Here is an 11,994-nt window from a genome sequence, read left to right on the forward strand (position 1 = left end):
ATGAAGCTGGTGGTTATGGGATGTTAGTAGGAACTCAATCAACTTCGGAGGAAAGAGCAGAATTTGCAGAAAAAATTAAAGCTAATCCCCGGAATTATATTGCTCAACCAACTCTATCTTTATCTAGAGTTCCAACTATAATAGATAATAAATTTGAAGGTTGTCATGTTGATTTACGACCCTATATTTTATATGGTAAAGAAATTTATGTTCATCCTGGTGGTTTGACTAGAGTGGCAATGAAAAAAGGTTCTTTAGTAGTTAATTCTTCCCAAGGTGGAGGTAGTAAAGATACTTGGGTTTTATCAGAATAAATTTGGGTGTATATCAATTTTGAATAAAGCTAAAAATTTATCTATTTTAGGCAACAGCGGTCAGACCCCGCGTCGGCGTCAGACACAAGGGAATGCTGACCAAGAGAGGCAACAAGCAACAGGCAACAGGGAATATATAGTAAAAAAGTATTTTTGCACATTATTTAATAGAGAGATTTTTCACAGAAAATTTTACTTGTGAAAAATGTCTAAAATCAGGAAAATTAAGATGGCAAATCAAAGGTTTATTTATGAGTCTTGATTAATTAATTTTTCCTCTTTCTTCTGGCATTAACAGAAAATTTTACTTGTGAAAAATGTCTAAAATCAGGAAAAATTAAGATTGCCATTCAAAGATTTATTTCTGGTTTTTGATTAATTAATTTTCCCTCTTCCTTATTCCTTCTGGCATTAACAGAAAATTTTACTTGTGAAAAATGTCTAAAATCAGGAAAATTAAGATAGCAACTCAAAGGTTTATTTATGGGTATTGATTAATTAATTTTTCCTTCTTCCTTCTGCCTTCTTCCTCCTTCCTTCTGCCTTCTTCCTTCTTCTTTCTTCCTTCTGGCATTAACAGAAAATTTTACTTGTGAAAAATGTCTAAAATCAGGAAAATTAAGATAGCAACTCAAAGGTTTATTTATGGGTATTGATTAATTAATTTTTCCTTCTTCCTTCTGCCTTCTTCCTCCTTCCTTCTGCCTTCTTCCTTCTGCCTTCTTCCTTCTTCTTTCTTCTTTCTGGCATTAACAGAAAATTTTACTTGTACAAAATGTCTAAAATCAGGAAAATTAAGATAGCAACTCAAAGGTTTATTTATGGGTATTGATTAATTAATTTTTCCTTCTTCCTTCTGCCTTCTTCCTCCTTCCTCCTTCCTTCTGCCTTCTTCCTTCTTCCTTCTTCCTTCTTCCTTCTTCTTTCTGGCATTAACAGAAAATTTTACTTGTACAAAATGTCTAAAATCAGGAAAATTAAGATAGCAACTCAAAGGTTTATTTATGGGTATTGATTAATTAATTTTTCCTTCTTCCTTCTGCCTTCTTCCTCCTTCCTCCTTCCTTCTGCCTTCTTCCTTCTTCCTTCTTCCTTCTTCTTTCTGGCATTAACAGAAAATTTTACTTGTACAAAATGTCTAAAATCAGGAAAATTAAGATAGCAACTCAAAGGTTTATTTATGGGTATTGATTAATTAATTTCTCCTTCTTCCTTCTGCCTTCTTCCTCCTTCCTTCTGCCTTCTTCCTTCTTCCTTCTTCCTTCTTCTTTCTTCTTTCTTCTTTCTGGCATTAACAGAAAATTTTACTTGTACAAAATGTCTAAAATCAGGAAAATTAAGATAGCAACTCAAAGGTTTATTTATGGGTATTGATTAATTAATTTTTCCTTCTTCCTTCTGCCTTCTTCCTCCTTCCTTCTGCCTTCTTCCTTCTGCCTTCTTCCTTCTTCCTTCTTCCTTCTTCCTTCTTCTTTCTGGCATTAACAGAAAATTTTACTTGTACAAAATGTCTAAAATCAGGAAAATTAAGATAGCAACTCAAAGGTTTATTTATGGGTATTGATTAATTGATTTTTCCTTCTTCCTTCTGCCTTCTGCCTTCTTCCTTCTTCCTTCTTCTTTCTGGTATTAACAGAAAATTTTACTTGTACAAAATGTCTAAAATCAGGAAAATTAAGATAGCAACTCAAAGGTTTATTTATGGGTATTGATTAATTAATTTTTCCTTCTTCCTTCTGCCTTCTTCCTCCTTCCTTCTGTCTTCTTCCTTCTGCCTTCTTCCTTCTTCCTTCTTCCTTCTTTCTTCTTCCTTATTAATTATGTTAAGTCGTGTTGCAAATTCAATTTACTGGCTAAATCGTTATGTTGAAAGGGCCGAAAATGTGGCTCGATTTGTTGATGTAAATCTCAATCTACTATTAGATTCTCCTGGTGTAATTCAACAGTGGCAACCTATAGTTATTACTACTGGAGATTTACCTTTATTTCAACAACGCTATGGTGAAGTAACAGAAGAAAATGTAATTCAATTTCTTACTTTTGACCGTGACTATCCTAACTCTATTATTTCATGTCTACGTCTAGCTAGAGAAAATGCTCGTTCCATTCGGGAAATTATTTCCTCAGAAATGTGGGAGCAAGTTAACTCATTTTATTTAATGGTAAAAGATGTTGCTAATAGTGGTTTAAAAACTTCTGAATTACCAGAATTTTTTGAGAAGGTAAAAATGGATGGACATTTATTTTCTGGCATCATGGATGCTACTATGAGTCATAACGAAGCATGGCATTTTGGTAGAATGGGAAGATTTTTAGAACGATCTGATAAAACTAGCCGAATTCTTGATGTTAAATACTATATTCTTTTACCTTCAATTAAAGATATTGGAACTCCACTAGATGAAGTGCAATGGATGGCATTATTAAAGTCAGCAAGTGCCTATGAAATGTATCGCAAACGTCAACAACATAGAATTACCCCTAATGGAATAGTAGAATTTTTAATATTAGACCGAGAGTTTCCTCGCTCAATTCAATATTGTTTAAGTGCAACAGAGCTGTCGCTAAATCAAATTATTGGAATGCCTCAAGGTATGAAAAAACATCCAGTAGAAAAAGTATTGGGTCGTTTATGTTCTGAGTTAGACTATTTAACAATAGAGGAAATAATTCAAACTGGTTTACACGAATTTCTAGATAATTTACAAACGAGAATTAACCAGACAGGAGAGAAAATTTTTGAAACTTTTTTCGATCTTAAACCTATAGAGTAGAGGAGCGGGGGAGTAGAGGAGCGGGGAGTAGGGGAGCGGGGGAGTAGGGGAGTAGTTAGGAGAAACGAGGAATTATACAGAAGAAGTCGGATATATTTGTCAGAGTGATTTTTCTGTTAATTTTTTGATGGTTTTTAATGTTATATCAGACACTTTTTTCGATATAAAAAGACACTTACCTTTATCAAAAGAGTGCTTTAAGATTTTATTAGCAAGCCCTATAATTTATCAGCTACGATAAAGTCTAGTTACGACCACCTAATTTTCGGGTGCATCTCAATTAGAGTAGAGGAGCGGGGGAGTAGGGGAGTGGGGAGTAGGGGAGTAGTTAGGAGAAACGAGGAATTATACAGAAGAAGTCGGATATATTTGTCAGAGTAATTTTTCTGTTAATTTTTTGATGATTTTTAATGTTATATCAGACACTTTTTTCGGTCTAAAAAGGCACTTACCTTTATCAAAAGAGTGCTTTAAGATTTTATTAGCAAGCCCTATAATTTATCAGCTACTATAAAGTATAATTACGACCGCCTAATTTTCGGGTGCATCTCAATTTTGAATAAAGCCAAAAATTTATCGCTTTTAGGGAACAGAGAACAGGAAATAGGGAATAGAAAAAAAGTATTTTTGCAAATATTGGGATGCACCCTAATTTTCTCCTCTCAAATAGATGAATTTCTAAATTAAGCCAGCGATCGGATATTTTTTATTCGACACAAGAAACTTCTAAACTACAGGAAAGAAAAAGGTAACAAGCTAACCTTAGTAACTCCTGTACGTTCATGGATCTGGCAAGCATAGCATGACAAACAGAAATGCTGAATGCTAATAAAAGAGTAACTTTTTTATCAAAATATTTCAGCTGTAAGGCAGAAAATTTGATTAACCAACAATCAATAGTCGATGTATAGACACAAGACGCAATATTATTGTTATAGTAGTATCGACTTTATCGCAAATTTAAAACTCAGCTTGAGAAAAACAGCTACTACTACTAGAAAACTGTAAATATATTGATTTTTATGAATAATTTATCTTCATCAACTCCAGACTCCAGACAAACACAGACACAGACAGAAACTAATACTTCTGCCACTGAACCAAAACCCAGTTATGTCAAACTGGCCATGAGGAATATGGTGAGAAAAGGAGGTCAATCACTCAAACATTTTGCCCTGACAACTATTGGACTTGTAGGTATATTGGTTGGCCTTGCTTATCTAACACGATAACTAAAATCACATTTTTGAGCGGAAAGGAGAATTTACTGTTGTATCTGGAAGTAAGTGTTCAAGATTATTTCTGGTCATCCTCTCCCTCAGAAGTAGAAAAGTTAAAAGTTCAGGATGTTAACGAAGTCAAAAGTCAGAATTCAGAAGCGGTGCGACCCCGCGACGACACCAGTCGCAAGCGGTCGGACCCCGCGACGACGCCAGTCGCAAGGGAACGCCGACCAAGAGAGGGAACGCGCACCAAGAGAGTCAGAAGTTGTTTTTGTCACGAGGATTTAAACCCCCCTCCAAAAACATTTTGCCAATCAAGGCGGGGTTTTAGGCCCAATTATTTTGATAAGGACAAATTTTATCCCATACCTTCTGAAATTTGGTCATATTGGTTTAAAAAATGGCTAGAAATTCTACAACCAAATGTTTCACCTGCTCAAAACTACGAACTTAGTCTACGTCTGACAGGGGATGGCGAAATCCAAATCCTTAATCATCAGTATCGTTATCAGAATAAACCAACAGATGTTTTGGCCTTTGCAGCTCTGGAAGTAAATGTTCCAACTCCAGAAGTAATAGATTCTGATTTACAACTATATCTGGGTGATATAGTAATTTCCGTTGAGACGGCCATTCGGCAAGCCAGACAACGGAAACATTCATTAACAACTGAATTAGCTTGGCTAGCGGCCCATGGTTTTCTACACCTACTTGGATGGGATCATCTTGACGAACAGAGTTGGCAAGAAATGGTCAAACAGCAATTATTTTTGCTTAATGCCGTGGGAATTACTATTGAGAAACAAATCACTTGAGAAAATCGACAAGATTAAGGGTAACTTTTGAACTTTTTAGATAGACTATTAGTCGAGCAAGTATTGGATTATCTTGGCCTTATTTATTAAATTGAACTGAGGTGGATAAATTATGAAACTGAACGAGTCATCAATATCTTACAATGAAGCCACTTTTATACACAAATCGAAAAATTCTTCAGTTCCCAAAATAAAGGGTTCTAAAAGTACAGTTAAACCTAATAGAGAATTCTCTTGGCAAGTAGCAAATAGTCTTTTAATTAGCTTCAAATATGCTTGGGCAGGATTGTCTTATGCTTTCCAGACTCAACGTAATTTTCGGATTCATACTTTCATCGGTATTGTCGCTGTTAGCTTGAGTATTTTATTAGAATTAAAACCAATAGAAACAGCAGTTATTGTATTAACTATTGGATTAGTTATGGCTATGGAATTGCTGAATACTGCTATTGAGTCAGTGGTAGATTTAACAGTTAAAAAAAGTTACCATGAGTTAGCTAAAATTGCTAAAGATTGTGCAGCTGGTGCTGTTTTGATTTCAGCTATTGTAGCCTTACTTATCGCAAGTTATCTGATTTTACCTCCATTATTAAGTCTGGTTATTGGTGCTTTTAGTAGCTAGGGATTATAAACTTGATTGATTAAATGGGGTGCAGTATTTGCTCTTTTAAAGAACGGCAATCTATTAAAGTTATGAAGTACATCAGCTAGTTATGACAAATACTATAAGTTTTTGCCATTATCAAAGTATCTGAATTTGTTACAGTAAAAATAATTTTTACTGGAGTAGACCTCTAGCTAGTGTCTAATTGCAAAAATTAGTAATATTATTTTAAGTTTATTTCCTTTGATTTCCGGCTTTTTTCATTAGCCTAATAAATATATTAACTAATACAATTAGACACTAAAAATTAAAGTATTTTGGAAGTTGGTTGGTTAATAAATAATTCTTGCATCAATGCAATGAGGCTAGAATTGTAATAATAGTAGATTGGTTATTTATGGTTTAGTTGCTATTTTTATCTTGTAGCTTAGTAGTACAATTTTAGTCTTCTGAATCTTACATTTGAGCAATTATTTTTCCAAATAACTAATCATAAAAATTAGCGATCGCTGGTCGATTGAGAGATTCAGTATATCTAGGAAATGAAGGAGTAAAACGCTTTGATTATAGTTATAGATAATTACGATAGTTTTACCTACAATTTAGTACAATATTTGGGTGAATTGGGTGCAGAATTAGCAGTTGCAGCTAATGTTAAAGTTTACCGTAACGATAAAATTTCTTTGGCAGAAATTAATGACTTGAAACCTGATGGAGTGGTTATTTCTCCAGGTCCTGGTCGCCCTGAAGATGCCGGAATTTCTCAAGCATTAATTAAAGAATTAGGAGCAAGTTTACCTATCTTGGGAGTATGTCTCGGTCATCAAAGTATTGGTCAAGTATTTGGAGGAAAAATTGTTGCTGCCCCAGAATTAATGCACGGTAAAACTTCTGAAATTTATCATCACGGAGTAGGCATTTTTGCAGGGTTAGATAATCCTATAACTGCTACGAGATATCATAGTTTAGTTATAGATCAGGAAAGTTTTCCTGAAGTATTGGAAATTACCGGATGGGTTGAGGATGGAACTATTATGGGTGTTAGACATAGAAATTATCCTCATATTCAGGGCGTACAATTTCATCCGGAAAGTATTTTAACTAATTCTGGAAAGTCATTAATGAGAAACTTTTTGACAGGGTTATAGAACCCCTAAACGGATCTTCGTGAGAGGGTATAATTAGTCAAAAATGCCATACTCAAGCCCCCATTCTTGAAAGGTAGAAGGATTTTTTTCTCTTAAGAATCCACGCCCTAAAAGTGCGTGGAGTGTCAAAATTTGGTATTGTTATATTTTTTGGCAGTAATTGCAAACTCAAGCAAATTAGATTCATATTTATCTCCGGCAACATTTGCAAAAAACTCATTAACAACAAAGCCATTACTTTCTAATTCATTTTTAGTGTTTCTTTACTGAAATACTGTAGCCAGTTGTAAACAATACGTTTTTTGGTTTTTTCAATGATTGTGTATTTGTCTAAACTTACTTTTTCGATTTCATATATGAATAAATTTACAAAACAATAGTATTCTTCTGACGACCAAAAATTATTTAGATGATTATGTTCATAAAATGCTGACTCTTGTTTTTTGTTGAAACTTTTTATTGAATAGACATCAAGTAAAAGAGAACCATTCTGTTTTAGTAGCGATGAAAATTTTTGAAGTAGTGTTTTCCTTTGTTCTGGACTCAGTGCACAAAAATCACACATGATCATGGTGATTAGATCAAATTTTTCAGATGTTTGAAAGTCTAAATAATTTGTATTTACATAATTGATTTTCAAACTATTTTCTTTTGCTAACTGTTGAGCATAGTTCAGAGAATTTTTTGAAAAATCAATTCCTGTTACTGATGCGCCTTTTTGGGCAAATCTTGTTGTATACAAACCAGGGCCACAACCAAAATCAGCAATAGCGCAGTTCTCATCTATGTTAAAATACTCAGTTATCCATTTAGCGGAGCGATCTATAAAAGCCTTGTTTCGAGAAGAAAGGTCAATATCTTCACTTAAATGATATTCCAGCATAACATTAGCTGTATGCTCATTCGTCCACAATTCATTGGCTGTATAAAATTCAAATGGCTTAGGCTTAGAATTTATTTCTTTGATCTCATCAAACATGATTTTATCACACCTTTAGGTTTTGTTTCGGTTAAGTACAGATGGGTTCTACAGAGAAGTAATTCTTGGATGGAAAGATGTAAAAGTGCGGAATGCACCGTACAGCAGAGATTTTGAGGCGACCTCAAAATTCTGCACGGTTTAGTTAAAAACTTTTATGTTTTGTTAGATTTATGCTTAAAAGATTAGCGATTGCTTAGATATTAAATAAATTTTATCAGATTTTTAGTATAGTCATTTCAATTTAAAGTGAGACACCTACTGCCTTGTGATGATAGCCTTCATAGCTAAATGTTTGTATCATTCTTATTTGAAATGACTATATAATTTAAATTTCGTAATATTAATCAACTTAAAAGATCCACTCAGGGGTTCTATACAATACCGATGTTACCGGACATGATATAAGTGGCTGAAGGTCATTTCAGTTATCAGTTATCAGTTATCAGTTATCAGTACCTCCGGCTTTAGTCGGAGGCTTGAAATACTGAATTGAATATTTTTTCATCCCCTTAAAAGGGGAGGCTTTAGACCTCATTTTTTGGTAAAATTGAAAAACTTATGTTTTGCGTTGATACTTAATCGAAAAATCATTACCGTTCAGCAACGCCCCGTTGTCACCTACTTGAGCCAGTGAGCGTATTGAACTGGAAGACTAATTTTATCAGTTTGCCCTAGTGCTTTAGCAGCTTGCTGAGGCCAGTACGGATTCACCAGCAACTCACGTCCCAGGAAAACCAAATCGAGGTTGCCACTGGCTATTTGTTCATTAATGAATTCAGGCTGTGTTCCATTGTCAGGATCGGAGAGTGCACTTGCTGCAACCAGAACTTCAACTGACTGTTTGATAGTAGTGGCATCCGCGACTAAAAATGCCCGACCAAATGGAACTTTTGCACCAGTTGCGACCGCTCCAAACGCCATATTGTCGATTAGATCGATACCTTCATTTTTGAGTAGCTGAGAGAGCTGAATGGCTTCTTCAAGAGTCCATCCACCTTCGATGTAATCTTGAGCTGCCAACCTTACACTTAACGGCAGAGTCTCAGGCCATTCTTGACGTACTAATCGAACAACTTCTAGAAGGAAGCGAATCCGATTTTCAAAACTGCCCCCATACTGATCATTCCGATGATTGGTAATAGGTGAGTAAAATTCCTGAAAGAGATAGCCGTGAGAAGCGTGTAGCATCAAAAATTTGAAACCAGCTTGATAAGCACGTCGTGCCCCGTATTGAAACGCTTCCTTAATAGAGTTAATATCTTCGATCGTCATCTCTTTCGGTATTCGAGGGCGTTCATCGCCAAACGGGATGGCACTGGGTGCGAAGATTTCCCAACCTCCTTCATCAAGCTCAAGATGACGACCTTCTGAGCGGGGTTTACCCCCTTCCCAGGGAAGAGAACAACTAGCTTTGCGACCTGCATGACCCAGTTGAATACCAGGTACAGCGCCGTGAATGGATAAAAAATTTGTAATACGAGCCAGTGGTTTAATATGCTCGTCTGACCAGATACCAAGATCGCCCGAGCTAATTCGTCCATCAGGAGAAACTGCTGTATCTTCCATTACGACCAGTCCCGCTCCTCCAATTGCTCTCGACCCTAAATGAACAAGATGCCAATCATTTGCCAAACCATCTTCTGCCCAATACTGGCACATGGGTGACATACCAATCCGATTGCGAAGTGTTACCTCTCTGATTTTTAGCGGTTCAAATAGATGAGTCATTGCTTACTATCTCCAAATATTGTGGTCTTAAATTAAAACTATTATGAAACCAATGAGGTCTTTTTTACCGAAAAATTGTGGTTATCAAGGCTCTCCTTTTAAGGGGATAAAAGAAAAATTTTCCTTTGAGCCAATCCTATCCGTTTTCAAGGAGAGGTAATAATTAATAATTAATTTTTGGCGTTGCTGATTCTGGCTATGATTTTGCCCCCTAGCCCCCCAAAATTGGGGGAATAAAACTCTAAAAGTCCCCCAAAATTGGGGGATGCACGGGGCTTGACCAGAACCAAACAATCACGCATTCATACTTCAATTCAGCAACGCCAGCCTTTTTATTGCAGAGGTACTGATAACTGATAACTGATAACTGAAATAACCCCACTGGTTAGACTAGAAAAGCTAAATTTCTTTAAGCATCGCCCAAACTTGGATAATCTATATACCCTTCTTCACCACTGCTATAAAAGTATTACGATTATATTTGTTAAGTTCAGCATTTAGAGCAAAGCGTTTAGGCAAATCGGGATTCGCTACAAACAGACGACCATAAGCTACGAAATCAGCAGTGTTATTTTGGAGAGCTTCCTCTCCTGTGTCGCGAGTATATCCACCTGCAGTAATAATTGCTCCACCAAATAGCGGACGGAAAAATTTGGCTCCCAAACCTTTACCATCATCTTCAACTGTTACGTTACCTTTGATACGGGGTTCAACAATATGAAGATAACTTATCCCCAAGCGGTCTAATTCTTGCGCAACATAATTGAAAGTAGCTGCCGGATTAGAATCATGCATATCGTTGAAGGTACTACTAGGAGATAAGCGCACCCCTACTCTTTCTTTTCCCCAAACATCTATTGCTGCTTGCGTCACTTCTAGAAGAAAACGCGCTCGGTTTTCTATCGAACCTCCATATTCATCTGTTCGATGATTGGAATTATCTTGGAGAAACTGGTCAGGTAAATAACCATTGCCAGCATGAATTTCTACTCCATCAAAACCTGCCTCTTTTGCGTTTTTCGCTCCCTGTCGAAACTGCTCAATAATCAGAGGTATTTCTTCTAGTTTGAGTTCTCTAGGAATAACGTGGGGGAATTGTCCATTGGGAAGATCCGCTAAATAATCAGCCGCAATAGAACTAGGAGCGATCGGAATGTCTCCCTCTTCTAGCAAGTCTGGATGGGCAACTCGTCCCGCGTGCCACAGTTGTAAAAATATTTTGCCACCTTTTTCGTGTACTGCTTTTGTTATCTGTTTCCAACCTTCTATCTGCTCTTGACTATAAATTCCCGGTGTATTGGCGTAACCCAAACCATTACGAGAAACCTGAGTAGCTTCACTAATAATTAATCCAGCAGAAGCGCGTTGAGCATAATAAGTCACATTCATCGGTTGAGGAACATAGCGATCGCCTGCACGACAGCGAGTTAAAGGGGCAAGAATCATACGGTTTGTTAATTCTAGGTCGCCTAAAGTAGCAGGGGAGAGTAATTTGAGTGTTTCAGTAGTCATAATTTATCTCTTTAATAATTGTTTCAGGACTTACGCAGAACCGTCATATCTCGTAGGGGCGAATGGCATTCGCCCTCTACAGATACCGTATTGTCTAAGAATTTGCGTAAGTTCTGTGTTTGCCGAGTTTCAGGTGAAAAATTTAATTAGCGAAAGTGAGCAAATTCCAAATTATTTGTGCTTTCTTTTTCCATGTTTTTACTTTAACTCCATTCACATAAAATGTTAATATGGCTTTTATGCCAAACAGTTTTGCATATTGCGCAATAATTTACCTGTAAATAGAAATCTATGGATCAATTGGCGGCCATGCGTGCCTTTGCCCTTGTAGTTGAGACGGGGAACTTTTCGGAAGCGTCTCGGCAGTTAGGAGTTGCTGTTTCTTCAGTTACTCGTCAAGTGAATGCTCTGGAAACGATGCTTCATACCCAACTAACCAACCGTTCCACTCGTAGTATTACCCTCACTCCCCAAGGACGTAGATATTATGAGAAAGTGGTGCAAATTCTTCAAGATGTAGAAGCAGCTAATCTTTCAGTTGCAGAACAGGATGAAGTACCACGAGGTCTATTGCGAATTAGTTTACCTGTAGCTTTTGGCAGACTCTACATCGCACCTCTGGTTCGGGATTTTCTCGTGCAATATCCTGAAATGCAACTAAATTTGACCTTGAGTGATGGATTAGCTAATCCAGTTGATGAACAACTCGATGTGGTGATTCGTTTGGGTAATCTTGAACGTTCTGGTGCTACTTGGATCGTCCGCAAACTCGCCTCATACACGCGTAAAGTTTGTGGCAGTCCAGCCTATTTTCAGCAGTATGGAAAACCAGAGCATCCTGAAGATTTAGTTCACCATAATTGTTTGTGCTTTAGCTATTCCACTGGTTATGAA

At 36.5% G+C, this 11,994-nt stretch carries 14 protein-coding genes; 7 read left to right on the forward strand and 7 right to left on the reverse strand.

All coding sequences use genetic code 11. The annotated features are described in order from the left end of the window. Positions 1–314: circularly permuted type 2 ATP-grasp protein (locus SAGCYANO_RS02100; protein ID WP_202218573.1), on the forward strand; the 314-nt coding region annotated here is incomplete at its 5' end. Positions 315–957: 643 nt separating this feature from the next. Here the strand turns inward: SAGCYANO_RS02100 and SAGCYANO_RS02110 are convergent. From SAGCYANO_RS02110 to SAGCYANO_RS02130, 4 genes are all read right to left on the reverse strand, one after another. Further along, positions 958–1,125, reverse strand: coding sequence for a hypothetical protein (locus SAGCYANO_RS02110; RefSeq protein WP_202218316.1), 168 nt, complete (start codon positions 1,123–1,125; stop codon positions 958–960). Positions 1,126–1,316: 191 nt separating this feature from the next. Beyond that, a complete protein-coding gene (locus SAGCYANO_RS02120) occupies positions 1,317–1,484 on the reverse strand; it encodes a hypothetical protein (protein WP_202218317.1) in 168 nt (55 codons plus the stop codon). 208 nt (positions 1,485–1,692) lie between these two features. Continuing rightward, a complete protein-coding gene (locus SAGCYANO_RS02125) occupies positions 1,693–1,857 on the reverse strand; it encodes a hypothetical protein (RefSeq protein WP_202218583.1) in 165 nt (54 codons plus the stop codon). Between the two features lie 4 nt (positions 1,858–1,861). After that, positions 1,862–2,005: a hypothetical protein gene (locus SAGCYANO_RS02130; RefSeq protein WP_202218574.1), complete on the reverse strand. Its 144-nt coding sequence runs from the start codon at positions 2,003–2,005 to the stop codon at positions 1,862–1,864. 129 nt (positions 2,006–2,134) lie between these two features. Here SAGCYANO_RS02130 and SAGCYANO_RS02135 point away from each other — a divergent pair, with 129 nt between their 5' ends. The 5 genes from SAGCYANO_RS02135 to SAGCYANO_RS02155 all read left to right on the forward strand — a co-directional run bounded on the left by SAGCYANO_RS02135 (position 2,135) and on the right by SAGCYANO_RS02155 (position 6,878). Next, positions 2,135–3,088: an alpha-E domain-containing protein gene (locus SAGCYANO_RS02135; protein ID WP_202218575.1), complete on the forward strand. Its 954-nt coding sequence runs from the start codon at positions 2,135–2,137 to the stop codon at positions 3,086–3,088. Between the two features lie 1,022 nt (positions 3,089–4,110). Continuing rightward, on the forward strand, positions 4,111–4,320 hold the full coding sequence (locus SAGCYANO_RS02140) for a DUF3285 domain-containing protein (RefSeq protein WP_202218576.1): 210 nt from the start codon (positions 4,111–4,113) through the stop codon (positions 4,318–4,320). A gap of 38 nt (positions 4,321–4,358) precedes the next feature. Continuing rightward, positions 4,359–5,126 (forward strand): rRNA maturation RNase YbeY, encoded by a 768-nt coding sequence (gene ybeY / locus SAGCYANO_RS49895; protein ID WP_375339857.1) that lies wholly within the window; start codon positions 4,359–4,361, stop codon positions 5,124–5,126. A 112-nt stretch (positions 5,127–5,238) separates the two neighbouring features. Beyond that, entirely contained in the window at positions 5,239–5,748 is a 510-nt protein-coding gene (locus SAGCYANO_RS02150) for a diacylglycerol kinase family protein (RefSeq protein ID WP_202218577.1), read from the forward strand. A 542-nt stretch (positions 5,749–6,290) separates the two neighbouring features. Beyond that, positions 6,291–6,878 (forward strand): aminodeoxychorismate/anthranilate synthase component II, encoded by a 588-nt coding sequence (locus tag SAGCYANO_RS02155; RefSeq protein WP_202218578.1) that lies wholly within the window; start codon positions 6,291–6,293, stop codon positions 6,876–6,878. 241 nt (positions 6,879–7,119) lie between these two features. Here the strand turns inward: SAGCYANO_RS02155 and SAGCYANO_RS02160 are convergent, their stop codons facing one another. The 3 genes from SAGCYANO_RS02160 to SAGCYANO_RS02170 all read right to left on the reverse strand — a co-directional run bounded on the left by SAGCYANO_RS02160 (position 7,120) and on the right by SAGCYANO_RS02170 (position 11,100). Continuing rightward, complete coding sequence (locus SAGCYANO_RS02160) at positions 7,120–7,857, reverse strand: class I SAM-dependent methyltransferase (protein ID WP_202218579.1); 738 nt, start codon at positions 7,855–7,857, stop codon at positions 7,120–7,122. Positions 7,858–8,478: 621 nt separating this feature from the next. Continuing rightward, entirely contained in the window at positions 8,479–9,588 is a 1,110-nt protein-coding gene (locus tag SAGCYANO_RS02165; RefSeq protein ID WP_202218580.1) for an NADH:flavin oxidoreductase/NADH oxidase, read from the reverse strand. Between the two features lie 435 nt (positions 9,589–10,023). Further along, the gene (locus SAGCYANO_RS02170; protein ID WP_307785802.1) at positions 10,024–11,100 is read right to left on the reverse strand and encodes an alkene reductase; all 1,077 of its coding nucleotides are present in this window, start codon (positions 11,098–11,100) and stop codon (positions 10,024–10,026) included. 291 nt (positions 11,101–11,391) lie between these two features. On the opposite strand from SAGCYANO_RS02170, the gene SAGCYANO_RS02175 reads away from it, so the two are divergent. After that, positions 11,392–11,994, forward strand: a 603-nt coding sequence (locus tag SAGCYANO_RS02175; protein WP_202218581.1) for a LysR family transcriptional regulator, incomplete at its 3' end; no start/stop codon positions are given.

Origin of the sequence: Okeania sp. KiyG1 (assembly GCF_014132355.1) — a bacterium.
Taxonomy (GTDB): domain Bacteria; phylum Cyanobacteriota; class Cyanobacteriia; order Cyanobacteriales; family Microcoleaceae; genus Okeania.

What these genes read in the sequence shown, in the direction of transcription:
- SAGCYANO_RS02135 (WP_202218575.1), top strand. Translation starts at nt 2,135, where the DNA reads ATGTTAAGTCGTGTTGCAAATTCAATTTACTGGCTAAATCGTTATGTT.
- SAGCYANO_RS02140 (WP_202218576.1), top strand. Translation starts at nt 4,111, where the DNA reads ATGAATAATTTATCTTCATCAACTCCAGACTCCAGACAAACACAGACA.
- SAGCYANO_RS02150 (WP_202218577.1), top strand. Translation starts at nt 5,239, where the DNA reads ATGAAACTGAACGAGTCATCAATATCTTACAATGAAGCCACTTTTATA.
- SAGCYANO_RS02160 (WP_202218579.1), bottom strand. Translation starts at nt 7,857, where the DNA reads ATGTTTGATGAGATCAAAGAAATAAATTCTAAGCCTAAGCCATTTGAA.
- SAGCYANO_RS02165 (WP_202218580.1), bottom strand. Translation starts at nt 9,588, where the DNA reads ATGACTCATCTATTTGAACCGCTAAAAATCAGAGAGGTAACACTTCGC.
- SAGCYANO_RS02170 (WP_307785802.1), bottom strand. Translation starts at nt 11,100, where the DNA reads ATGACTACTGAAACACTCAAATTACTCTCCCCTGCTACTTTAGGCGAC.